The organism is Microbulbifer maximicatervae (SeqCode) (assembly GCF_052467815.1).
In genome coordinates this window covers 3,125,679-3,148,126 of record NZ_CP174326.1, presented here as the reverse complement: position 1 = coordinate 3,148,126, position 22,448 = coordinate 3,125,679, and the positions used below count along the sequence as shown (strand labels likewise).

The following is a 22,448-nucleotide window of genomic DNA, read 5'->3' as shown; positions in this document are numbered from 1 at the left end:
GCTTGCAGAGCGATTCACACTCTGCGTTGCGACTTCTTGAAAGGTCTAGACATTCCTGCGAAGCCGCGCCTTGACTGTGAACCGCTCTGCATGCCAGAGGTATCACGGAGCTGTTCAGAGGCTCCCTTATCCTGCATAGATTGCTCGCGGTCAATACGAGTTCCCAATTTCAGACTGGAACTGATTCGGTCGGCGCCCATTTGATGCACCCGCTCGTGGCACTCTTTAACTGCCGCCATCACCTTATCCCAGTCCCCCTCGATATTGGTACCGTATGCGTGCAGGCGATAGGAAAGCCCCGCCTCTTCCAGCACCCGCTCGCACTCAGCAACGTATTTACTGACGGAAACACCAACGCCGATAGGGATCACACATAAGTCAGCAATCACGTTCATCAACAGTCCCTCGTTAAAGTACTTGGATATTGGTTTCAAAATAACGCTTTTGAGATTGGCCGATAGAGTTATTCGACGAGATCCTATTACAATGTCAGCTCAACGTCTCTCGTGAAGCAAAGGAACCCTATATGCAACAGCATCTCGTTATCTCCATGATCTCTGATGACAAGCCCGGTGTCGTGGAAAAGCTTTCAGCAGTTATCGCAGATAACGGCGGCAACTGGGAAGACAGCCATATGGCCCACTTCGCTGGGAAGTTTGCCGGAATCCTGCGGGTGGCGGTGCCCGCAGATAAAAGCGAGACACTTAAAGAGGCGTTATCAGCCCTGGCAAACGCAGGCTACAACCTGGTCATTGAAGATGCCATTGCAGTATCCGCCAAACCCCAGCAAACGCTGACGCTGAAACTGGTTGGCAACGACCGTCCCGGCATAGTCCGCGAGATCTCGCGCGCACTTACCGCTCACCATATCAATATGGAGCATCTGGAAACCACTTACGGCAGCACCCCCTGGAGCGGTGAGCCCCTGTTTAATGCCGAGTGCACTATCAGTGTGGCCGAAGACATAGATCTCGACGGCCTGCGTGACGATCTGGACCAGATTGCCAATGAACTCGGGGTCGAGATCGATTGCGAGGAGATCGCCACCCCCATCTAATTGTGGAATAATCCGCAGCCGTACAGGGCCGGGCACTGCTGTCCGGTCTAGCTAGAAGTCTCTCCAGCGCAAACGCCACCTCATGTTCAAGATTGTTCTATACCAACCTGAAATAGCGCCAAATACCGGCAATATTATTCGACTTTGTGCCAATACCGGGGCAGAGCTGCACCTTATCGAGCCCTTAGGTTTCGATATGGATGACAAACGCCTGCGTCGCGCCGGCCTCGACTACAGCGAGTACAGTCGCGTGGTGCGCCACAAGGACTGGCAGACCTTTATCGATAGCGAACAACCCGCCAGGGTGCTGGCGCTCTCCACCAAGGGAAGCAAAAGCCATACCGCAATCGAATTCCAGGCGGATGACGCCATTGTGTTTGGCCCGGAGACCCGGGGGCTACCCGCAGAGTTCCTGCAAGCAGTAGGGGCCGAAAACACTTTGCGTATCCCCATGCGTGCCGAGAGCCGCAGTATCAACCTGTCCAATGCCGCCGCCATTGTTATCTACGAGGCTTGGCGACAATTGGATTTTAGTGGCGCCGTGTCCCAGCAGTAAGAAGTTCACCTGTTATGCAAAGTTCCCAAGCCCCAATCGGACTCTTTTACGGTTCCAGCACTTGCTATACCGAAATGGCTGCGGAGAAGATCCGCCAGTGTATCGGTCCTCAATGGATTGATATCCACAATATCGCAGAGGCGGATATTGGCCTCGCCGAAGACTACGACTTCCTTTTGTTCGGCATTCCCACCTGGGACTACGGCGAACTGCAAGAGGACTGGGAAAATATCTGGGACGACTTGGCCGCGCTGGACCTGCACGAGAAAAAGGTCGCGCTGTTTGGTCTGGGTGATCAGGAAGGCTACCCCCAGTGGTTCCAGGACGCCTTGGGCTATTTGCATTCACAGCTCCTCGCCTGCGGAGCCCGTGCAGTGGGCTATTGGTCCGCAGAAGGTTACGAGTTTGAAGAGTCCAAGGGGCTAACTGCCGATGGCAGCCAGTTTGTCGGGCTGGCCCTGGATGAGGAGAACGAATTCGATCTGAGCGAGGAGCGTATCCAGCGCTGGTGCGACCAGGTAATGCGCGAGTTTGGCTTGCAGGATGGGGGCTGACGGAAGTCTTATTGTGAGCGAACCGGACAAGAAGTACGCAGAAATTGAATGGCGTGAAGACGGCCAACCGCTGTCTCGCGCCTACGACGATATCTATTTTTCCAGCGCCTCCGGCCTGGAGGAAACCCGCTACGTTTTCCTGCAGCAAAATGCCCTGGCTGAACGCTGGCAACAGCTCGCAGAGAACGGCACCTTTACCATTGCCGAGACAGGCTTCGGCACCGGCCTGAACTTTCTCGCCGCTGCGGAGCTTTGGCAGAAAACAGCCCCGGAAAGTGCTCGCTTGCACTTTATTTCGGTCGAGAAGTTCCCACTGCGTCCCAACGACCTGCGCAGGGCACTGGATCTCTGGCCACAACTGGCCCCGTTCGCCCAGCCCTTGATTGATAGCTACCCTCCCCTGCTGGCCGCCGGCATTCACCGGCTGCACTTTGGCCCAGTCAGCCTGACCCTGATTATCGGGGAGGCAAGTGAGGCCCTGAACAGCTTGCGCCTGCAAAGGGACAGCGATCACCAGGTAGACGCTTGGTTCCTGGACGGTTTTGCCCCAGCCAAGAACCCGGATATGTGGACACCAGAGCTGTTTAACAACATGGCCGCTCTGAGCAGTCCCAGCGCCACTTTCGCCACCTTTACCTGTGCCGGGCTGGTTAAGCGCGGACTCCGCGATGCCGGTTTTTCCCTGCGCAAGGTTCCCGGCTTCGGGCGCAAAAGAGAGATGCTGTGTGGCACTCTGGAGAGCCCACAAGTGAGCGAAACCAGAGAAACTCCGTGGCACCTGCCTCACCAGGAAAGCAAGCCTCCTAAAACCGTCGCTATTGTCGGCGCGGGAATAGCCAGTGCCACTATTGCCCGGGCACTGGCAGAGCGCGGCATCGATGTTCAGGTATTTGAACAGGGTGAGGAACCCGGCTCTGGCGGCTCTGGGAATGACCAGGGAATTCTATACGCCAAGTTATCTCCCAAGCCCGGCCCCAACGGAGACTTCAATCTCCACGCTTTGATGTTTGCCCAGCGCTACTATCGCAGCCGCTGCTCTAAAGTGAGCCACTTCAGCGGTCTGCTTCAATTGGCGCAAACTGAGCGGGAACAGCAATTACAAAGTCAGGTTGCCGCTACACTGGCGGAGAGCGATGGGCAGCTATTGGCTGAACCTGTCGATGCTCGAGCGGCCAGCTCCCTGGCCGGCGTCGACCTACCCGTGGGTGGACTGCACTTTCCTCACGCCGGGTGGATTGAACCGCGCAAAGTCTGCGCCACTTTATTGCAGCATCCAAATATCACCCTGCACAGCAACAGCTTGGTAAAAGAATTAGAGCGAGAAGAGAGCGGTTGGTCAGTAAAAACAGACCGCAGTGACTTTCAATTTGATGCGGTAGTTCTGTGCGGTGCCAATGACATTCGCCAATTTGCCCCTGCGGCGGCCCTCCCCCTGAAGCCAATTCGCGGGCAGGTGTCCAGAGCAGCCGCCACTGAAAATTCTTCGCAGTTACAAATGGCTCTGTGCGGTGAGGGTTATATCACTCCAGCCTATCAGGGCCGCCAGAGCTTTGGGGCCACATTTAAGCTTAAGGAGACCGCTACTGATCTACGGGTTAGCGAGCACAGCGAGAATCTACAAACCCTGGCAGAGCTACTGCCGCAAATAGCGGATGAGTTCTCACAACAGTCTCTCTCTGGCCGAGCGGCTTTGCGCGCAGCGACCCCCGACTACCTACCCTTAGCCGGCCCCTTACCCAACTGGGACTCTATCAACGCTACCTATGTCGCACTGCGCAAGAACCGCAAGCAGTACGTTCCCGAGCGGGCTGGCTACCAGCAAGGCCTCTATGTAATGGGAGGCTTGGGTTCCCGTGGCTTTACCTATGCACCGCTCACTGCCGAAGTCCTAACTGCCTGGATGCTCAACGAGCCCCTTCCGGTCAGCGCAACCCTGGCCAAAGCACTGCACCCGGCTCGCTTTGCCATTCGCGATCTGGGGAGAAACCGGGATATCAAGTAGAGGGGACTCCAGTCTCCTTCTTCTCTGAAGACAGCAAGTTGGCACTACCGGAACCACAGGCGACGATCGTCTTCATCGCCGCCTCAACACTCACGCCGGGCAGTATTTCTATGCACTCTGCCGGTACGTGAAACACAAACCCGGAGGTGGGTACCGGCGCTGTGGGCACATAGACAGTCATATCCCCATTGGGATGCTGAGAAGTAACAATTGCGGTGACTGTGAGTGGATTATTAATGCCGTGAATACGGACCTTGGCTACCGGCCCCGCCAGAACACCTTCACCACCGCCGCCAATAAACTGGATCACCACATCTTTGATGGTGCTATAACCCGGTGCCAGGCGCCCCAACCAGTGATCCACATGGCGGTGCAACCAGCTGCCAATACTGGTTTTCACCAACAAACCAATCGCGAAACAACCACCAAGGATCAGGGCTATCACCACAAGCCTGGCAAGGGTATCCTTAAACTCTGTATGCGCCTCAAGCCACACCACAGCGGGGGCTACAAGATCACTAACTTGACCGAACAGCCACTGAAACAGCAGGGCAAAGATAGCTATAGGCAGCACTACTGCAAGTCCACCCAGCAGCGTCAAAGTGATAAAAGTTTTAATTCTGGTCATAGGCTATTAATGAACCGACTTCTCGTGAACAGCTGGATACTGTTATTGCTTTACGCCCTGTGGCCGCAAAGTGCAGCTGCAGAGACACAACTCCAGACAATCCCTTTTTCCATCCTGGAAGAGCGCCAGCGTGGAGGGGACCATTTCACCCAGGGGCTTTTCTACGATGGTCAACGCTGGTGGGAGAGCAGTGGTCGCTACCGCCGCTCCTGGCTCGCCGAGTATACCGACCCTGGAGCCAATCCCGTAAGACGCAAATGGCTGGCTAGGAACCGTTTCGCCGAAGGGCTCACAGTTCTCAACAATAAACTCTACCTGCTGACCTATAAGGCAGGAGAAGTCCATATTTACCACGCAGACAAGCTCCAACATCTGAAGGTCATGCACTATCAAGGTGAAGGCTGGGGCCTCACCAGTAACGGCCAGCAGCTAATCATGAGTAATGGCAGTGGCGAACTGGTTTTCCGCGATCCCGATACTTTTGAGGTGATCCGGCATCTCAAAGTTCAAGGCGGAGGTGAAAATTGGTCCAGGCTTAATGAATTAGAATTTGCCCAGGGCCTGATTTGGGCAAATATCTGGCAAGAGAAACGGATTATTGCCATAGATCCGGAAAGTGGCCAAGTGCGCGGCATTATCGATCTAAGTGACCTCAATCCCGCCGGCAAGAACCATCCAGATACTGTGGCCAATGGGATCGCCTGGGACAAAGCCAAAAATGGGCTCTGGGTAACTGGAAAGTACTGGAAACAGCTCTATTTGATTCGCCCTGCGGGACTGGGCTTTGAGAGCACCACTAGAGTTTCTAACGCTGATCTGTAACGGTCAGCACACCCCCATCCCTGATATAGTCCATCGCAGACAACTGCAGCTGCAAGCGATAGCCATGCCCCCTGCTCTGTAGGCTGACGCCTTCCAAACTCGCCTCGCCGTCATACAGCGTAGTGAATTTCCCTTCTTCATTTTCCCACTGAACATTTTCAACTTTTTGCATACCGGGCAATTCAAGAGTGACCACCGTAAACTCTTCCGGCAAAGGCTGCAGCTCAACCTGGGCAACACCCGATGCAGTCGCCAGGGAAAATGCCAATTGGTTTTCCGGTGCTGACTGCCACCCCAGGTGGGTGTCAGCAACAACAGATTGAACCAAATTATGAGGGGAAGTGGAGGTGCACCCCAGAAGTCCGGCAGGAACCGTCAACGACAACACAGTTGACAAAATCAATGTGCGCATAGCCCTATCCTTAGCTTGCCGCTGTGATGGCGTAGGATTATAACCCGCGAATTATGTCACAGGCGTAAAGCCGTCAATTTCATTCAATTTCAGCGGCATACTCATCAATAAACATACCGCGCACGGTCGAGCCACAAGGTATACTCCCCGCCCATGAATTCCCCACAGCATATTCTCGAACACGTTTTTGGCTATACCGATTTCCGCGATCCTCAAAAAGCGGTTATCGACACACTGGTAGCCGGCAATGATGCCCTGGTATTAATGCCTACCGGCGGTGGTAAATCCCTGTGCTACCAGATTCCCGCCCTGGCGCGCCCCGGGTGTGGAGTTGTTATCTCTCCCCTGATTGCCCTGATGCAGGACCAGGTAGAAGCTCTTCAGGAAGCCGGCATCCGCGCCGCTTACTTGAATTCATCAGTGGCCTACGACGAAATCCAGGCAATCGAAAGCCAGCTATTACACGGTGAGCTGGATCTCCTCTATCTAGCCCCGGAGCGGTTGCTACAGCCACGAACCCTGTCATTACTGCAACGGGTTGAACTGTCGCTGTTTGCCATTGATGAAGCCCACTGTGTTTCCCAGTGGGGGCACGACTTTCGCGCCGACTATCTGCAACTCAACTGCCTGCACGAGCAATTCCCCCGGGTGCCCCGTATTGCCCTGACAGCGACAGCAGACAAGCGCACCCGTGCAGAAATTGCTCACCGCTTGGACTTGGAAGAGGCCCGCCACTTCGTCAGCAGCTTCGACCGCCCCAATATCCAGTACCGCATTGAGCCCAAGGACAACCAGCGCCGCCAGCTGCTGCAATTCTTACAGAACGGACATCAGGGCAACGCCGGGGTTATTTACTGCCTGTCCCGAGCCAAAGTGGAGAACACTGCGGAGTGGTTGAGCCAGCAGGGCTTCACTGCCCTGCCCTATCACGCCGGGCTACCCGCCGAGACCCGCGCCGAGCACCAGCGCCGCTTCCTGCATGAAGAGGGCGTCATTGTTGTCGCCACCATTGCATTTGGTATGGGGATCGATAAACCGGATGTGCGTTTCGTTGTTCACATGGACCTGCCCAAGAGTATCGAAGCCTACTACCAGGAAACTGGCCGTGCAGGCCGCGATGGTGGGGCCTCAGTTGCTTTACTCCTCTACGGTCTCGAGGATGTGGTAAAGATCGGCCAGATGGTGGAGTCCTCAGAGGGCAGCGAAGAGCACAAGCGGCAGGAACGCAGCCGCTTGAATGCCATGCTCGGGCTGTGTGAAATCACCAGCTGCCGCCGCCAGGCCCTGCTGGACTATTTTGCGGAACCACTGGACAACCCCTGCGGCAACTGTGATACCTGCCTGGAGCCACCGGCCACCTGGGATGCCAGTGAGGCAGCGGTAAAACTACTCTCCTGTGTCTATCGCACCGGACAGCGCTTTGGCGCCAGCCACGTGATCGATGTACTGCGCGGCTCCGAGAACGAGAAAGTCCGCAAATTCGAGCACGACCAGCTCTCCACTCATGGCATCGGCAAAGACCTGAGCGCGGCCGAATGGCGGGCAGTCGTGCGGCAGCTGATTGTTCGCGGCTATCTGGAGGTCGAGGGAGAATTCCAGGGGCTGAGGCTCACTGAAATTTGTCGCCCGCTGCTGCGACGGGAAGAGACTCTCAACCTGCGCAAGCTTCCCCCGAAAGCAGCGCGCTCGCAGAGCCGTGACAGTCGCAGCCTGGATGATCTCAGCCCAGAAAACCAAGTGCTTTGGGAAGCCCTGCGCAACTGTCGCAAACAGTTGGCAGAAGAGCGCGGCGTGCCGCCTTATGTCGTCTTCCACGATGCGACCCTGCGCGGCATGGTACAAGCCCACCCACAAACACGCAGCGAGCTATTAGCGGTCTCCGGCGTTGGAGACAGTAAGCTCGAACGCTTCGGCGATGCATTTTTGGCGGTTCTCAGGGATTTTCCCAAACACGAATAACTCCGAACAGTCGGGAGCTTTTCCCCAAAACACAGAGCTGTGTTACAAAGGGGCAAAGCAGTAGAACAATAATTGATAAACCCGACTGAGAGAGAACTATGAAAGTAATCGGCCACCTGATTAATGGCAACATGGTTAATGACACCGGTGCCGCAGGTAACTCCGAACTCCAAGAGGTCACCAACCCCTCCACCAACGAAGTGATCGCCCAGGTTTCGCTAGCCTCTAAAGCGACTGTTGAAGAGGCCATTAGCGCAGCTGAAGCAGCCTTCCCCGCTTGGCGAAACCTTCCGACGGCCAAGCGAGTACGAATTATGTACCGCCTGCGAGACCTGCTGCAGGAGAACGCCGCAAAGATCTGTGAACTGATTACCCTGGAGCACGGCAAGGTCCTCGACGATGCGATGGGGGAATTACAGCGGGGCATCGAGAATATCGAGTACGTTTGCTCTACTCCGGAAATGCTAAAGGGCGAGCACAGTAAAAATGTCGGGCCGGCAATAGACTCCTGGAGCGAATTCCAACCGCTGGGTGTTTGTGCCGGCATAACCCCCTTTAACTTCCCCGCTATGGTCCCCCTGTGGATGTGGCCCATGGCAATTGCCTGCGGCAATACCTTTGTACTAAAACCCTCCGAACGCACCCCCTCCTCCGCACTGTTTATCGCGGAGCTGGGTATAGAAGCCGGCATCCCTACAGGGGTACTGAATGTGGTTAACGGCGGTAAAGAGGCTGTCGATACACTCCTCACTGATAAACGTATCCAAGCGGTGAGCTTTGTGGGATCGACTCCGATCGCAGAGTATGTCTACACCACAGGCACTGCTCATGGAAAAAGAGTGCAGGCGTTTGGCGGTGCCAAGAACCATGCGATCATCATGCCCGATGCCGACCTGGACAACGCTGCCGCTGCTCTAATGGGCGCAGCCTATGGTTCCTGTGGTGAACGCTGTATGGCCATCTCTGTCGCTGTAGCGGTAGGTAATGAAACCGCCGACGCCCTTATTGAGAAGCTCAAAGTACAAATTGCTGATCTGAAAATCGGCGATGGTATGGACAGCCAAAGCGATATGGGGCCATTGGTAACCCGGCAACACTTACAAAAAGTGGAGAGTTATATTGCCGCTGGTATCGAAGAGGGTGCCGAGTTGGCTGTAGATGGGCGCAACCAAACCGTTTCCGGTTTTGAAAATGGTAATTACCTGGGCGCCTGTCTGTTCGATCGAGTCACTCCGGAAATGTCGATTCATAGTGGGGAGATATTTGGCCCGGTACTCTGTGTGATGCGTGTCGAAACCATGCAGGAGGCCATGGATATTATCGATGCTCATGAATACGGTAACGGCACCTGTCTATTTACTCGCGACGGTGAGGCCGCACGCTATTTCAGCGACAATATTAAAGTTGGAATGGTCGGTATCAACGTACCTCTGCCGGTACCGGTAGCACATCACAGTTTCGGTGGCTGGAAGCGTTCACTGTTTGGCGACCTCCACGCCTACGGCCCCGATTCAGTGCGTTTTTACACTAAGCGCAAAACCATTACCCAGCGCTGGCCTGCCAGTGGCGTAAGGGAAGGCATTCAGTTCAGTTTTCCTTCAAATCAGTAATCACCGAAGTAAGTCATTATAAGAAGTGCCCGTAACTTGACGGGCCTTTTTATCATTAAATTGCAGCCGCTAACTGCCACAGACCACTGGAGCTAGCCCCTAAACACTCCCCAAGGAGCCCTTACCCTCTCCCACTCCAAATATCACTTCCGTGCTTAAAACGTCTTAAACAGCTCACAAGAAATCAAATAAGTTAGTTTTTTAAGATCAGTTAGATTTACTTTGTGCAAACAGAGTGAGATCATTTATCCAGCAATGCCTGGAATAATTATTATGAAAACCACTAGTCTGACTATCACTCTTATTGCCGCACTCACAGCTGCCATCCCGGCAGCAGCACAGCAAGATGCATCTTTTAAGAAATGTAAAAAATGGCAACAAAAAATTGAGCACTTTCGGGAAGAAAGAAAAGATGGTGGATCAGGGGAGCAAATGGAAAAGTGGAAAGACAAAATCCGTAAGCTAAGAGAGAAATTCAAAGATTACAACTGCGATCAATATAAACGTCACTTGTAATCAACAATTCAGCTCCACCCCAAAAAAGTATTTAGTAGACTCCATTGCGGTCACTCCAGTATTAAATAAAAAGGGCGCCGAAGCGCCCTTTTTTGGCTGCGCGCCTGATTACCAATGGAAATCAAACTTGTAGCCTACACCAATATTGAATGACCAGGGGTCAAAGAGATAATCACCACCAAATCTGTGACGATAGAACTCATTATCATCATTGGTATCGAACCAGAAGGCATCCACCTCAATATCGGTATCTACATCATAGTAAATAGCGGCAAGGTTAATCAGCCAGCTACTATCATGACCGAAATTAAAGTCGACACCAATTTGCCAAGTGTATCCCCAGTTGTCACCCAGATTTACACGACCATCCCAAGGACGGAATACTTCATTATCATCATCGTAATCCCACCAACCCCAATGTCTCAGACGCTCATCGGTAAAGTCGGTATAGTTGATACCTACTCCCATATAAGGCTGAACCATGCAGCTGGGGTCTAACGGATAATAATTCAGATAGGCGGCCGTGATCTGAGGCTTCCACCTAGCGAAATCGCGGCGGCGATGGAACTCGTCAAAGTCCGGGTTAAAGCGACGTAGCCAGGGCCTATTATCTCCTCCTGTATGGCGGTCACCCTCGGTGTAACTCAGGGATACACTCATATGGTCGGTAGCCCGCCACTCTACATTGATAAACCAGCCCCACTCATCACTGGGATCAACGTTGGAGCGGAATGCACCCCAATCGTCAATAAAATCATCTGGCCCTTCGAGCCATCTGTCAGCAAATGTGACATTGTCCGAATTGGGCGAGATATAGGCCCCACCAATTCGAACCTTAAACTCCTGGGTCTTTGGTGGGGGAGGGGCATAGCCAGCCGGTCCTGCCGAAGCGACACTAGAGATTGCTAAGGCGAGGGGCGTCATAACGGGGATCAGAATACGCGTCATCTTCATTTGTGGTAACTCCATTGATATTCAGCAGATCAAACAGCAATCAGCCCAATCAATGGTCAGTCTAGTCGCACGAAGTAACAGGTGTAGAAAAAACAAACAAATGTTGGCGTGTAAAAAAGTATTTATTGTTTTCTGGCACTTAAACCGTTTTTTGGCGTTTAGTTTTCCCGAACAAAGTATGATTTTTAAAATGGATAGGCGCCTCTTGGAATTCTAGCGGCCACCAGAGCAAGAGCGGTATGAAGAGATCTAAATTTATAAACAAAAAATAGACGCCAATTCACTACTGATTCTTATCAACCAGTAAGAATTTATGAGGGCTTTCGTGACGCAAAAAGAAACTGAAAATCTTTGGATGGCTATTTACATGAAAAACGCGACAGGCCCCAGAACTGGAACCTGTCTGAATTGTTTTAAATAAAGCGCTAAATTACGACTTTTTTCCACCACCCTGGCACTCAGGACTCTGGGGGGCCTGTCCCTCCCACTCTTCCGGGCTGTAAGTGTGCAGAGCCAGAGCATGTATTGGGCCAGCCATTTCTTCAGACAAAGCCGCATAGACTTTTTGATGGCGCTGTACCTTCCTTGCAGAATTGAACGCCTCACTTACCAAAACGACCCGAAAGTGCATTTCAGAGCCAACGGGTACATTGTGCATATGACTTTCACATTGCACTTCAATATGCTGAGGTGAAAATTCCGCAGTCAGTTTATCTTTAATTGTCTCAGCAAGACTCATCTATCAACTCCTTTATTTGCAATACAGCAAGGCTGCTCTCCAGAACCTAACTGACAACCTTAGCCTGTTGCTTTCTCGCCTCAACAATCGCTTCATAGGCAACAGTAATACTTTTCATCTGGTCATCAGCGTGACGCATAAACTCTTCAGGCAACCCTTTGGAAGCAATTTTATCTGGATGATACTCTGCTGCTTTTCGGCGATAAGCTAATTTAAGTTCTTTATCGCTAGTCTCCGGGGTGCAACCTAACACTGCGTAATGCTGCTCCAGGTTTGCAACTGTATTCCTCCCCCCGTTCACAAACTCATTTTGCATTGCCGCAAATAAAGATTCATGCAACCCTAGATCAACAGTGATGCGTTTTAAAATCTCTTCTTCTGCGCTATGTAATTCACCATCGGCATAAGCAACTGCAAATAATAGGCGATACACCATTTCCCGCATTGCTTGATCGCGAACCAGTTGGCGATACTGTTTTGCGTAATCGTAAATGCTGTACTTATCAGTCTTGGCATTTTCAAAAATACGGATTGCATGCTTGCGCTCTTCAGTGCCCAGACGGAGGTTGTTTCTAATAAACCCCTCTATAAACTCCACTTCAGCTTTAGAAACCAGGCCATCTGCCTTGGCCATTTTCGCCAACATCGAAAATAGAGTCACGATGAAGATTGTCTGGGCTCCATCCCTGCTCAGGGCCGAAGCAGCCTTCCCGAGGCGCTGCTGCAAACTGGAACCAAATGAACTGCCGATCCAGGCTCCCAATGCCGCACCAATTGGGCCGCCAAACATAAAACCAAAGCCTGCACCTAACCCCGCCCCTAACCAGGACATACACTCTCCTAGACGCTAAAAGTCGCGCCCGCTATATAAGAATCAAACAAGTAAAACGCGCCTATCATACCACGTACTACGGCGCCTTAACCCCCAAGCATGAATTGCTGGTCACAGCTCAATAGAGCTGAACCCGCCAGGTCTATCTTTTGACGCGGCAATCAATCTCGAAACTATCACTAGTCCTCAGGCCCAATTATGTTTGAGAGTGAAAATCGAACTTAAAGGCAAGCCGAATGAAAATGCGGCCAGACACAGCTCTCTTTCGCCCCCTATTGGCTTTGTGTGCCATAGCACTCCTCACGTTAACCGGTTGCGATCAACATCGAGGTTCATCCCAGCAAGAGGAGGCCACTAGTACTCCAGGGCACCAGGACTGGGAAACTATCGTAGAGGTCCTTCTGAACCCACGCTGCCTCAATTGCCACCAGCTGGAGATGCCGCTTATAAATGAAGGGTCTCCCCATGTTCCCAGGGTGGAGCGTGGTCCAGATAATATGGGGGCAGGTACCATGCGTTGCAATAACTGCCATTCAAATAAAAACAACCCTGTTACCGGTGCGCCTGGAGCTCCGGGGTGGATCATGGCACCTATTGAGTTGAACTGGTCACAAAAATCCTCAGCTCAAATCTGCAAACTTCTAACCACTCCCCAGGACAACGGCGGGCGAGCACCAACCAGTCAACTGGAGTTTGTTAGTACCAGCCCACTGGTATTGTGGGGCTGGCACCCCGGTGACAGCCGTCAGCCGGTAAATATCCCCCACGACAAGTTCATTGAAGCAATGAAAGGCTGGATTGCAGCAGGGACACCCTGTCCACCAGAGAGGGCATCAAACTAATTATGTATTTGCTAAATCTAAAGTTATGCGGTTTACAGTGAGATGATAATTCTTGAAAAAATATAATCTTAGTAATACAAACATCGAAGTAAATAACAGTCTGGTATCTAGGGAGCCTCTGAATAACTCCGTAATGCCTCTGCGGGTCTTGAAGGCTGCAGATGTTAGGCGCAGCTCGCCGCGAATGGCCGTAGCCCTTTGCAAGAGCTGCAACGCAGCAGCTGTGGCCTTCAAGGCCCGCCCTTCGGGGCGTGCAGAGCGATTCACACTCCGCGTTGCGACTTCTTGAAAGGTCTAGACATTCCTGCGAAGCCGCGCCTTGATTGTGAACCGCTCTGCATGCCAGAGGTATCACGGAGTTATTCAGAGGCTCCCTAGTTGAAGTTATTCTCGGAACCCTTTTATGGCCCACGATTTAACGCTAGACCATCTAAGAAACACCTACTCGAAAGGTATTACAACACCGCGTGAACTCATTACGAGCCTATTAAAACAAGCACAGCAGCAAGCCAACTATAACGCTTGGATCACCTTATTAACCAGAGAAGAGCTAGAGCCCTATCTAGAAACATTGGACCGAGTAAGGCCCATCGATCTACCTTTATACGGAGTGCCCTTTGCTATCAAGGATAATATTGATCTTGCTGGAGTGCCCACAACAGCAGCCTGCCCAGACTTTAGCTATACCCCTCGCGAAAGCGCATTTGTTGTAAAGCTATTGATTAAATCAGGAGCCGTGCCGCTCGGCAAAACCAATCTCGATCAATTCGCCACCGGCCTAGTAGGTGTTCGCTCCCCTTACGGAGAAGGTAAAAACTCTTTTAACCAGGAGTATATTTCTGGCGGGAGTAGTGCGGGATCAGCTATTGCCACAGCACTTGGGCAAGTCAGTTTTGCTTTGGGAACTGATACTGCTGGCTCCGGGCGGGTACCTGCAGCACTCAATAATTTAATAGGCCACAAACCCACTCGGGGACTGCTGAGCACTACAGGGGTTGTCCCGGCCTGTAAGAGTCTCGACTGTGTATCAATATTCGCTCTAAGCTGTCGAGATGCCGCCAAGCTACTTGATATTACTGCGAAATTTGATTCGGCTGATATCTATAGTCGTACCACCCCATTTTTCAATAGGCTGCGGTATTTCCAGGAAAATTTCTCTAATAATAAAGTAAGCTTTTCTTTTGGTATACCTGAGCAACTCGATTTTCAAGGGAACAAGGAAACCCAGGCACTCTTTTATCAATCTATCAAACAATTAAAAGCGCTGGGCGGACAGGCTGTAACTGTAGACTTTAACCCTTTTATAGAAGCCGCAAAGCTATTGTACGAAGGTCCTTGGGTAGCCGAGCGCTGGATTGCAACTCAAGGCGTAAAACCGGCATCTATGCTAGAGGTAATCCGGAAGGTTATTAACTCCGCGAAAACAAAAACTGCAGCTGATGCTTTCTTGGGACAATATCGCCTAAAAGCACTAAAAAGAATCTGTGATAAAACACTGGAGAATGTCGATTTTATCATTATTCCCACTATACCGACTGCTTACACCCGCCAGCAAATATCCAAGCAACCCATTCAAAGAAACTCCATTCTCGGAACTTACACAAATTTTATGAACTTATTGGACTATTCTGCGACCGCAGTGCCCGTTGGCTTTCTTAGTTCCGGAATTAGCTGGGGAGTTACTTTGTTTAGCCAGAAATATTGCGATATGTCCCTACTGAGTTTTGCTAATGGTTTACACCAGACCTGCAATCTCCCATTGGCTGCTACAGGAAAACGTCCAGGAGAGATATCCAACCAAGACAGCAGCTCTTGCCAATTGGCTACACCGGACAAGCTGATCAAAATTGTAGTATGTGGTGCACATCTCGAAGGGCAACCTCTCAACTGGCAACTCACTGAGCGGGGAGGACAGTTATTTCAGGAAACAACAACCAGTCACCAATACCGACTCTATGTTCTCCCCGAGGGGGAGCGCCCCGCTCTGGTTCGCGATGAATCCGGAGGGGGACAAGCCATCCGGGTAGAAATATGGCAGTTACCAGCTGAATATTTCGGCAGTTTTGTTGCTGCAATACCCGCTCCAGTTGGAATAGGAAAAGTTGAGCTGGCCAATGGAAGCTGGGAGACAGGATTTATTTGTGAAAGCTGGGGCATCCAGGGGGCAAACGATATCACCCACTATGGAAGCTGGCCTAACTGGCTCAACTCCAAGCACTAAACCCAAGCTGGGAATTTACTTAACCAAGTGGTGTCCGCTTTCCTTCCCGCAACAAAGAGTTCTTCTCTAGATTTTACAGGGCCATCCTCCACCCTAACGATCACCCCACCCATTTCAGTTATGAGAGATTCAGGTAAAAAAGCGAGTAGCCCACTATTTAGTACAAGTTGGCAAAGAACTCCATAGTCATTTACAACGACCTGCACCTTACGAGGATAATTTATTTCTGGCCAACCATCGCTACCTATCCCCCGCTCTTCACCACAGAAAGGAGAAATTCTCGGAGCGGCAAATGGGTATTGCAGGACATCTGACAATGCAGCCTTCACTTGCGTGCCTGGTTCCGCTATCAATGGGTGATCAGGTCCTGCGGCAATATACATAGAGAGTGAACCCAAAGGTAGAACCTCCATCGTGGAGGAAACCTGCCCCAACACCGCCCCAGTTATCAGGGCCAGGTCCACCTCCCCCCTGGATAACATTTTCAATGCCAAGGCTTCATAGGCCGAGGTAAATGACAACCGTACTGCGGTTTCTTCGGCGAGGAATTTTCGCTGAATGAACGCACCCCAGGCCAGTTGCAACATGGTTGGAGCAGCAATCCGGCACTCCTGGTTTCCCCCTAGTTCACCAACCTCTGAGCGAACCCTTCTGGCAATCGCCACCATTTCAACCGCCCGACTTTGCAGTCTGCGGCCTGCGTCATTGATTTTCAGTTGCTTGCCGACTCGATCAAACAGTCGAGTAGCCAGCTCAGTCTCCAGGCGCTTCAGGGTTTTACTCAATGCACCCGGGCTGGTATCCAGCCTGTCTGCAGAGCGTTGCAGGTTCTCCGTCGCCGCAATAATGAGAAACTTCTCAAGTGCCTCTATTTCCATAATGGAATCAATTGTCTCTATTTCAGAATCGATTGATCACTAATGTACGCTTAGAATCCTCTGTATCCAAGGTTATAGCGACACAAAATCGATGAAACATATTCTTCTCTTTTTAGCATTGATAATCAGTACAAGCTTGTGCGCTGCCCAGCCATCGTTAGCACAGGAAGACAATTCGATCGGAACTCATGGAATGGCCATGTTTACCGTCGATGGGCAAGTCATTGCCACTCACATGCCGCTACATGGCGGAAAACACAACCATCAAGTTATTTTGGTGTTGGAGACCAAAGACCAGGAAGAAGTACAAAATCTTCTCAAGCGAAACGAGTTGGTCACACTACTTCCGGAGAAGCTTTCTTTGCGCAAATTACGCGAGGGAGAAATCAATACTTTTAACGCCCAAATATTTACAGGGCACTTTGAACGAGGTGGAAAACTTGCTTTGCGGGCTGTTACTTTCCGAGTGACTTCTCGACTAATGGATACCCCCCTTTCCCGAACAGAAAATGGGCATTATCAACTAATACCCCATAGAAACTTCACTTTGCTTGTACATAAAATTGGATCCACCCCCAGCTTCGACCAAGTACTGTTAGTTAATACTAACGAAGCTAAACCCAATGAAATTTACAGCGGCAGCACCAATCCACTCTCAGAGAGCAATTGGCCGGAGAATCTAACTGCAGCGGGAATTCACTTTAAAGAAGAGCTGTATTTTGAAAGCCAGGATTTCCAATAAATGAGCAAGCCAATTCTGGTTATTCAACATGAAGAAAAAGAGGGCCCTGGGTATATTTATGACTGGGCTGTAGAGAATCAAATACCGCTTACTATCATTAAACCACAGGAGTCACCACTTCCTCAAAACGGCTTTCGCGGCATTATTCTATTAGGCGGATTAATGGATGTTTGCGAGCATAAAAACCTGCCCTGGCTTGCCGAGGAAATTGCCTGGGTAAAAAGCCGCATTGAACAACCTATTCCAATATTAGGCATCTGCCTAGGGGCACAGATTCTTGCTTATGCATTAGGTGCAGAGATACAACAACTCCCCCACGAAGAGATGGGCTGGCTACCTATAAGATCTTCTACTCAGCTGGATTTAAATTTACACACGGTATTCCAGGCACATAGCTATTACTTTGCTATCCCAGAGGGCGCAAGATGCCTGGCTGAGTCCAACTTATGCCCTCATCAAGCTTTTTTGTTCGACAAAAAAGTGCTGGGCTTACAGTTTCACCTAGAGTGGTCAAGTGAAGATATCGCCCAATTATTCCCTGAATACTATAAAGTCCATGGTTCCCCTGAAGAGCTGCACCAAAAAGGGCGCAACTCATTATTTAAGATGCTTGACGCTCACTTCTTAAAGTCAAGCAGCCTTAACTTTGATGGTATTGGGTGAGGAAAAGAAGTTTAAAATAAATGGAAAGTGGCAATCTCTTTTAACCGCCACTCTCCTATGACTCAGAATCAAATGGCTTCCTCACTCAGAGCATTTGATTCCGCTCTCAAAGCAAATACCACCGCGCTGGGTACAGGTTTCAAGCAGTTTTCCTTTCGCCTCTACACGGCTAAAACCATTTGCATGCATTCCGCCAGCTCTGGCATCCTTCATATAGCAAACCCACTTAGGGCGCTCCGCTACCGGAGCCGACTGCACTATGTGAGGTTGAGCTTCGATAGTCGCCTGTAATTCAAGAATCAAATCCTGTAGTTGGTGGACATTTTTCCGCAACCTGACCACCTCCTTCTCTAGATCACGGACACTTTCAGCTCCAACACTCTGCTTATGATCAGCATGCACCTCTTTACGGAGCTTAATCACCTCTTTCTTTAGCTGGCGGACCTCTTCTGCAGTTTGATGATTATCGTGAGCAAAAACGGTGGAGGAGAGAAGTGTAAAAAAAATAATAAATGGCAGGCTGCGCATAAACTTACTTCCGAGTAAATTTCTATTTCAACTAAAACTTGATGATGAATATAGCGCAATCAACCTTAACTCAAAATGAACCCCGTCGATTGACAATAGCCAACCATCGAACCCCTACATTTAAAGCGCACAAAAGGCCAGCAAAGCCTCAATTAAAGACAACACTATTTCAGCCTTTTCCTGCAGCCATAAAAAAGGGCGAACAAAGTTCGCCCTTTTTTGAAATTCAACGGCCCCCAACTAACCCCCAGTAAGGCTCCGCACCATACTGATCATCACACCCGCAGCCACCGCAGAACCGATAACACCAGCTACGTTGGGGCCCATTGCGTGCATCAGCAGGAAGTTGTGAGGATTGGATTCGAGCCCCACTTTGTTGGACACCCGCGCGGCCATAGGTACGGCAGAAACACCGGCAGAACCAATCAATGGATTAATCTTGTGCTTGCTGAATACATTGATCAACTTAGCCATCAACACGCCAGCCGCAGTGCCGATCGCAAACGCCACAATACCCAAAGCCAAAATACCCAGGGTTTTAGGGTCTAGGAATTTGTCTGCCGCCAATTTCGAACCAACGGAAAGTCCCAGGAAAATAGTGGTGATATTGATCAGCGCGTTCTGAGCAGTGTCCGACAACCGGGAAACGACTCCGCACTCACGCATCAGGTTACCAAAGCAGAACATACCCAATAGCGGTGCAGCAGCCGGCAGGAACAGGGCCACCAAAATCAGCAGCAACATCGGGAAGGCAATTTTTTCCCGCTTGCTCACATGGCGCAATTGCACCATTTCAATTTTGCGTTCCTGCTCAGTGGTCAGGGCTCGCATAATCGGCGGCTGAATCATAGGCACTAGCGCCATATACGAATAAGCCGCTACAGCAATAGCCCCCAACAGGTCCGGGGCCAATAGGCTGGAAACATAGATAGCTGTAGGGCCATCTGCTCCACCGATAATACCGATCGCAGCGGCATCGGCGATTGAGAAGTCCATGATTCCCGCTACCGAGAGACCCACAGCACCGAGCACCGTGGCAAAGATCCCAAACTGGGCCGCTGCACCGAGGAACAAGGTGCGCGGATTGGCTAGTAACGGACCAAAGTCGGTCATAGCCCCTACGCCCATAAAAATCACCAACGGTGCAATGCCGGAAGCAATAGCTACGGAATAGAAGTTATACAACATACCGTTATTGAAACCGGCATCCCGGGCAAACTCAGCTGCTTGTACCTGCACGGCTGCCGGCGCACTGGCCAGAGCTTCCTTTAGCGCGGGTAAAGCTGAAGTACTATCAAGGCCCAGGATCTGGGCCATTTGCGCCAAAACAGCTCCATCTCCCTGGGTAAGGGCTGTCTCTGCGGCTGAGAGTGCCAAATCAGCGCCGGGAATATTGGCCAGGATCCCGCCGAAACCGATAGGTACCAAAAGCAGGGGCTCAAAGTTTTTGCGAATGGCCAAAAACAGCAGGCCCAGGCCCACCAAAATCATAATGAACTGGCCCGATGCCATCTGCGCGACACCGGAGGAATGCCAAAGAGTAATCAGATTATCCACGTGTGACTCCTACCTTTGGCTATGCAATAGACAGCAGGGCATCACCCACCGCCACTGAATCGCCTTCTTTTACTGCCACACTGGCGACGTTACCGGCACGAGGGGCACTCACCACAGTTTCCATCTTCATCGCTTCCAGTACTAACACCGCCTGGCCTTCGCTCACCTGATCCCCAGGCTTCACCATTACTTTGAAGATATTTCCAGCGAGAGGCGCATTAACAGGCTCACCTCCGGTAGCAGGCACGGAAGGTGCACTAGCTGCAGGTGCTGGAGCAGCACCAGACACTGGGGCAATATTGGTTAAGTCGCCACCATCAGCCACAGTGACGGTGTAGCTCTGTCCCTCTACAGTCACGGTGTAAACTTCTTCACCTTTGTCGTTCTTGACTGCAGCACCTTCATTACCGGTAGGTACTGGCTCAAAAGCTTCTGGATTGCCACGGTTCTTCAGGAACTTCAGACCAATCTGCGGGAAGAGTGCATAGGTAAGCACATCGTCGATCTCCCCCGCACCATCGGTCAGGGCCACATCTTGTTCACCCGCTTTCTCTTGAAGCTCCAGGGTTAACTTGTCCAACTCTGGTGCCAACAGGTCCGCCGGGCGGCAGGTAACCGGATTCGCTCCATCCAGGACCCGGACCTGCAGCTCCTGGCTAACTTCAGCAGGTGTCGCACCGTATTCGCCTTTCAAGACGGCGGCAGTCTCTTTAGAGATCGACTTGTAACGCTCTCCAGTCAGAACATTGAGTACCGCCTGGGTGCCCACAATCTGTGACGTGGGAGTAACCAGCGGGATACAGCCCAGGTCTTCACGCACCCGGGGGATTTCCTCGAGTACATCATCCAGGCGATCCCCGGCACCCTGTTCGCGCAGCTGGTTTTCCATATTGGTGAGCATGCCACCGGGTACCTGGGCCACCAGGATGCGGGAATCCACGCCTTTCAAGGAACCCTCAAACTTCGCGTACTTCTTGCGGACGTTACGGAAGTAGGCCGCGATTTCTTCCAGCAGGTTAATATCCAGCCCAGTGTCCCGCTCAGTGCCTTCCAAAATGGCCACCAACGCTTCGGTTGGGCTGTGACCATAGGTCATGGACATAGAGCTGATCGCGGTGTCCACGTTGTCGATACCCGCCTCAATACACTTGAGAGCGGTAGCCGTAGATAAACCAGTAGTAGCGTGGCACTGCATATGGATGGGGATGTCCACGGCGGCCTTCAAACGTTTCACCAGCTCGTAGCCCTCATAGGGGCGCAGCAGACCGGCCATGTCCTTGATCGCGATGGAATCCGCTCCCATATCCTCAATCTGGCGCCCCAGATCCACCCACAAGTCCATGGTGTGTACTGGGCTCACGGTATAGGAGATGGTGCCCTGAGCGTGCTTCTCTTGTTTCTTCACCGCAGCCAGTGCGGTTTTCAGGTTGCGCATATCGTTCATCGCGTCGAACACGCGGAACACGTCTACCCCATTGACTGCAGCGCGCTCTACAAACTTCTCAACCACGTCATCCGCATAGTGGCGGTAGCCGAGAATATTCTGTCCCCTGAACAGCATCTGTTGGGGCGTATTCGGCATAGCTTTCTTCAGTTCGCGAATACGCTCCCAGGGATCTTCGCCGAGATAGCGAATGCAGGAATCGAAAGTGGCACCCCCCCAGGACTCCAGAGACCAGAAGCCAACTTTATCGAGCTTCTCAGCAATCGGCAGCATATCGTCCAGTCGCAGTCGGGTAGCGAACAGTGACTGGTGGGCATCGCGCAGGACTACATCGGTAATCCCCAATGGCTTTTTAACCTCAGTCATGGGTTATCTCTCTCGGCAGAAATTATTGGAAATTGTTTGGAAGCGATTGGTGGTTAGCGTCTTTTGCGATGCTGTTCGATCGCCGCTTTAATCACCGCATGTAAATGGGCCTTATCATTCCCTGCGGTTGGGGAAGGCGTGTGGGATACGGGCTCCGCTTCGGGAAAATAGCGGGAGATGATTCTCGACATAATACCGGTACCGATCACCAGCAATAGCAGAAAAGTAAAAACAATTCCCATACCAAACAGGGTGATATCTAGCCCCTGTTGCAAAAGTGTTTCTTGCACTGTTTATTCCCCCTGGCACCAGGCAATAAAACCAGCCATTCCGGACGGTTTCATCTGTCCCCGTAACACTATGAATTTACGTACCTATTTATTCAGGACAGCTGAAACACCCCAATTGATATTTTGTGCATATGTAAAATCTTCGCTCACAATTAAACAAATTTATGTCGTACAACCAATAAACTTGCCCGGGAAAATCTCACTTAGCCCAGCCGTCCCAAATTTCTGCACATCGGAATCTTATTCCCTAGACCGGTAATTTCAACCGCCGCTGCA

The 22,448-nt window shown here is 51.4% G+C and carries 23 protein-coding genes; 12 read left to right on the top strand and 11 right to left on the bottom strand.

Annotated elements, in window-relative coordinates:
* Positions 1-14: 14 nt before the first annotated feature.
* Positions 15-395, bottom strand: coding sequence for an MTH1187 family thiamine-binding protein (locus tag ACJJIW_RS13650; protein WP_444935461.1), 381 nt, complete (start codon positions 393-395; stop codon positions 15-17).
* A 131-nt stretch (positions 396-526) separates the two neighbouring features.
* Between ACJJIW_RS13650 and ACJJIW_RS13645 the strand changes: the two genes are divergently transcribed.
* From ACJJIW_RS13645 to mnmC, 4 genes are all read left to right on the top strand, one after another.
* On the top strand, positions 527-1,057 hold the full coding sequence (locus tag ACJJIW_RS13645; RefSeq protein WP_282933559.1) for a glycine cleavage system transcriptional repressor: 531 nt from the start codon (positions 527-529) through the stop codon (positions 1,055-1,057).
* An 82-nt stretch (positions 1,058-1,139) separates the two neighbouring features.
* On the top strand, positions 1,140-1,613 hold the full coding sequence (gene trmL, locus ACJJIW_RS13640) for a tRNA (uridine(34)/cytosine(34)/5-carboxymethylaminomethyluridine(34)-2'-O)-methyltransferase TrmL (protein ID WP_108732553.1): 474 nt from the start codon (positions 1,140-1,142) through the stop codon (positions 1,611-1,613).
* A gap of 14 nt (positions 1,614-1,627) precedes the next feature.
* Complete coding sequence (fldB, locus tag ACJJIW_RS13635; protein WP_108732552.1) at positions 1,628-2,167, top strand: flavodoxin FldB; 540 nt, start codon at positions 1,628-1,630, stop codon at positions 2,165-2,167.
* A 13-nt stretch (positions 2,168-2,180) separates the two neighbouring features.
* Positions 2,181-4,169, top strand: a complete 1,989-nt coding sequence (gene mnmC, locus ACJJIW_RS13630) for a bifunctional tRNA (5-methylaminomethyl-2-thiouridine)(34)-methyltransferase MnmC2/FAD-dependent 5-carboxymethylaminomethyl-2-thiouridine(34) oxidoreductase MnmC1 (RefSeq protein ID WP_444935460.1) — start codon at positions 2,181-2,183, stop codon at positions 4,167-4,169.
* Here the strand turns inward: mnmC and ACJJIW_RS13625 are convergent.
* Positions 4,162-4,797 carry a DUF502 domain-containing protein gene (locus ACJJIW_RS13625; RefSeq protein WP_444935459.1) on the bottom strand — a complete coding sequence of 212 codons (636 nt, stop codon included), beginning with the start codon at positions 4,795-4,797 and terminating at the stop codon, positions 4,162-4,164. The two genes, mnmC and ACJJIW_RS13625, sit on opposite strands and share 8 nt — an antisense overlap.
* Positions 4,798-4,806: 9 nt before the next feature.
* On the opposite strand from ACJJIW_RS13625, the gene ACJJIW_RS13620 reads away from it, so the two are divergent.
* The gene (locus ACJJIW_RS13620) at positions 4,807-5,619 is read left to right on the top strand and encodes a glutaminyl-peptide cyclotransferase (RefSeq protein WP_282933564.1); all 813 of its coding nucleotides are present in this window, start codon (positions 4,807-4,809) and stop codon (positions 5,617-5,619) included.
* Here ACJJIW_RS13620 and ACJJIW_RS13615 read toward each other — a convergent pair.
* Positions 5,603-6,031, bottom strand: coding sequence for a hypothetical protein (locus ACJJIW_RS13615; RefSeq protein WP_282933565.1), 429 nt, complete (start codon positions 6,029-6,031; stop codon positions 5,603-5,605). The genes ACJJIW_RS13620 and ACJJIW_RS13615 overlap by 17 nt on opposite strands.
* A gap of 153 nt (positions 6,032-6,184) precedes the next feature.
* On the opposite strand from ACJJIW_RS13615, the gene recQ reads away from it, so the two are divergent.
* From recQ to ACJJIW_RS13600, 3 genes are all read left to right on the top strand, one after another.
* On the top strand, positions 6,185-7,990 hold the full coding sequence (gene recQ / locus ACJJIW_RS13610) for a DNA helicase RecQ (protein ID WP_444935458.1): 1,806 nt from the start codon (positions 6,185-6,187) through the stop codon (positions 7,988-7,990).
* Between the two features lie 98 nt (positions 7,991-8,088).
* Positions 8,089-9,600, top strand: a complete 1,512-nt coding sequence (locus ACJJIW_RS13605) for a CoA-acylating methylmalonate-semialdehyde dehydrogenase (RefSeq protein WP_444894426.1) — start codon at positions 8,089-8,091, stop codon at positions 9,598-9,600.
* A gap of 273 nt (positions 9,601-9,873) precedes the next feature.
* Positions 9,874-10,116, top strand: coding sequence for a hypothetical protein (locus ACJJIW_RS13600; RefSeq protein ID WP_282933568.1), 243 nt, complete (start codon positions 9,874-9,876; stop codon positions 10,114-10,116).
* Between the two features lie 108 nt (positions 10,117-10,224).
* Here ACJJIW_RS13600 and ACJJIW_RS13595 read toward each other — a convergent pair whose 3' ends face one another.
* From ACJJIW_RS13595 to djlA, 3 genes are all read right to left on the bottom strand, one after another.
* Positions 10,225-11,070 carry an OmpW/AlkL family protein gene (locus tag ACJJIW_RS13595; protein ID WP_282933569.1) on the bottom strand — a complete coding sequence of 282 codons (846 nt, stop codon included), beginning with the start codon at positions 11,068-11,070 and terminating at the stop codon, positions 10,225-10,227.
* A 430-nt stretch (positions 11,071-11,500) separates the two neighbouring features.
* Entirely contained in the window at positions 11,501-11,809 is a 309-nt protein-coding gene (locus ACJJIW_RS13590; RefSeq protein WP_282933570.1) for a BolA family protein, read from the bottom strand.
* Between the two features lie 46 nt (positions 11,810-11,855).
* A complete protein-coding gene (gene djlA, locus ACJJIW_RS13585; RefSeq protein WP_444894428.1) occupies positions 11,856-12,641 on the bottom strand; it encodes a co-chaperone DjlA in 786 nt (261 codons plus the stop codon).
* A gap of 236 nt (positions 12,642-12,877) precedes the next feature.
* On the opposite strand from djlA, the gene ACJJIW_RS13580 reads away from it, so the two are divergent.
* Together ACJJIW_RS13580 and atzF are read left to right on the top strand one after the other, a co-directional pair.
* The gene (locus ACJJIW_RS13580; protein WP_444935457.1) at positions 12,878-13,483 is read left to right on the top strand and encodes a hypothetical protein; all 606 of its coding nucleotides are present in this window, start codon (positions 12,878-12,880) and stop codon (positions 13,481-13,483) included.
* Between the two features lie 403 nt (positions 13,484-13,886).
* Positions 13,887-15,704: an allophanate hydrolase gene (atzF, locus tag ACJJIW_RS13575; RefSeq protein WP_444935456.1), complete on the top strand. Its 1,818-nt coding sequence runs from the start codon at positions 13,887-13,889 to the stop codon at positions 15,702-15,704.
* Here atzF and ACJJIW_RS13570 read toward each other — a convergent pair.
* Positions 15,701-16,582, bottom strand: a complete 882-nt coding sequence (locus tag ACJJIW_RS13570) for a LysR family transcriptional regulator (RefSeq protein ID WP_444935455.1) — start codon at positions 16,580-16,582, stop codon at positions 15,701-15,703. The genes atzF and ACJJIW_RS13570 overlap by 4 nt on opposite strands.
* A gap of 199 nt (positions 16,583-16,781) precedes the next feature.
* Between ACJJIW_RS13570 and ACJJIW_RS13565 the strand changes: the two genes are divergently transcribed.
* Positions 16,782-17,324, top strand: coding sequence for a hypothetical protein (locus ACJJIW_RS13565; RefSeq protein WP_444935454.1), 543 nt, complete (start codon positions 16,782-16,784; stop codon positions 17,322-17,324).
* Positions 17,325-17,987, top strand: a complete 663-nt coding sequence (locus tag ACJJIW_RS13560; protein WP_444894433.1) for a type 1 glutamine amidotransferase — start codon at positions 17,325-17,327, stop codon at positions 17,985-17,987.
* An 81-nt stretch (positions 17,988-18,068) separates the two neighbouring features.
* On the opposite strand, the gene ACJJIW_RS13555 is transcribed toward ACJJIW_RS13560, so the two are convergent.
* From ACJJIW_RS13555 to ACJJIW_RS13540, 4 genes are all read right to left on the bottom strand, one after another.
* A complete protein-coding gene (locus tag ACJJIW_RS13555) occupies positions 18,069-18,515 on the bottom strand; it encodes a hypothetical protein (RefSeq protein WP_444894434.1) in 447 nt (148 codons plus the stop codon).
* Between the two features lie 240 nt (positions 18,516-18,755).
* Complete coding sequence (locus tag ACJJIW_RS13550; RefSeq protein ID WP_282933579.1) at positions 18,756-20,072, bottom strand: sodium ion-translocating decarboxylase subunit beta; 1,317 nt, start codon at positions 20,070-20,072, stop codon at positions 18,756-18,758.
* 19 nt (positions 20,073-20,091) lie between these two features.
* Positions 20,092-21,882, bottom strand: a complete 1,791-nt coding sequence (gene oadA / locus ACJJIW_RS13545) for a sodium-extruding oxaloacetate decarboxylase subunit alpha (RefSeq protein ID WP_444935453.1) — start codon at positions 21,880-21,882, stop codon at positions 20,092-20,094.
* Positions 21,883-21,935: 53 nt separating this feature from the next.
* On the bottom strand, positions 21,936-22,172 hold the full coding sequence (locus ACJJIW_RS13540) for an OadG family protein (RefSeq protein WP_444935452.1): 237 nt from the start codon (positions 22,170-22,172) through the stop codon (positions 21,936-21,938).
* Positions 22,173-22,448 lie beyond the last annotated feature (276 nt).

Bases quoted from the DNA above. Each gene is read 5' to 3' on its own strand.
- ACJJIW_RS13650 (WP_444935461.1), bottom strand. From the start codon at position 395: ATGAACGTGATTGCTGACTTATGTGTGATCCCTATCGGCGTTGGTGTT.
- ACJJIW_RS13645 (WP_282933559.1), top strand. From the start codon at position 527: ATGCAACAGCATCTCGTTATCTCCATGATCTCTGATGACAAGCCCGGT.
- trmL (WP_108732553.1), top strand. From the start codon at position 1,140: ATGTTCAAGATTGTTCTATACCAACCTGAAATAGCGCCAAATACCGGC.
- fldB (WP_108732552.1), top strand. From the start codon at position 1,628: ATGCAAAGTTCCCAAGCCCCAATCGGACTCTTTTACGGTTCCAGCACT.
- ACJJIW_RS13625 (WP_444935459.1), bottom strand. From the start codon at position 4,797: ATGACCAGAATTAAAACTTTTATCACTTTGACGCTGCTGGGTGGACTT.
- ACJJIW_RS13620 (WP_282933564.1), top strand. From the start codon at position 4,807: ATGAACCGACTTCTCGTGAACAGCTGGATACTGTTATTGCTTTACGCC.
- ACJJIW_RS13615 (WP_282933565.1), bottom strand. From the start codon at position 6,031: ATGCGCACATTGATTTTGTCAACTGTGTTGTCGTTGACGGTTCCTGCC.
- recQ (WP_444935458.1), top strand. From the start codon at position 6,185: ATGAATTCCCCACAGCATATTCTCGAACACGTTTTTGGCTATACCGAT.
- ACJJIW_RS13605 (WP_444894426.1), top strand. From the start codon at position 8,089: ATGAAAGTAATCGGCCACCTGATTAATGGCAACATGGTTAATGACACC.
- ACJJIW_RS13600 (WP_282933568.1), top strand. From the start codon at position 9,874: ATGAAAACCACTAGTCTGACTATCACTCTTATTGCCGCACTCACAGCT.
- ACJJIW_RS13595 (WP_282933569.1), bottom strand. From the start codon at position 11,070: ATGAAGATGACGCGTATTCTGATCCCCGTTATGACGCCCCTCGCCTTA.
- ACJJIW_RS13590 (WP_282933570.1), bottom strand. From the start codon at position 11,809: ATGAGTCTTGCTGAGACAATTAAAGATAAACTGACTGCGGAATTTTCA.
- djlA (WP_444894428.1), bottom strand. From the start codon at position 12,641: ATGTCCTGGTTAGGGGCGGGGTTAGGTGCAGGCTTTGGTTTTATGTTT.
- ACJJIW_RS13580 (WP_444935457.1), top strand. From the start codon at position 12,878: ATGAAAATGCGGCCAGACACAGCTCTCTTTCGCCCCCTATTGGCTTTG.
- atzF (WP_444935456.1), top strand. From the start codon at position 13,887: ATGGCCCACGATTTAACGCTAGACCATCTAAGAAACACCTACTCGAAA.
- ACJJIW_RS13570 (WP_444935455.1), bottom strand. From the start codon at position 16,582: ATGGAAATAGAGGCACTTGAGAAGTTTCTCATTATTGCGGCGACGGAG.
- ACJJIW_RS13565 (WP_444935454.1), top strand. From the start codon at position 16,782: ATGTTTACCGTCGATGGGCAAGTCATTGCCACTCACATGCCGCTACAT.
- ACJJIW_RS13560 (WP_444894433.1), top strand. From the start codon at position 17,325: ATGAGCAAGCCAATTCTGGTTATTCAACATGAAGAAAAAGAGGGCCCT.
- ACJJIW_RS13555 (WP_444894434.1), bottom strand. From the start codon at position 18,515: ATGCGCAGCCTGCCATTTATTATTTTTTTTACACTTCTCTCCTCCACC.
- oadA (WP_444935453.1), bottom strand. From the start codon at position 21,882: ATGACTGAGGTTAAAAAGCCATTGGGGATTACCGATGTAGTCCTGCGC.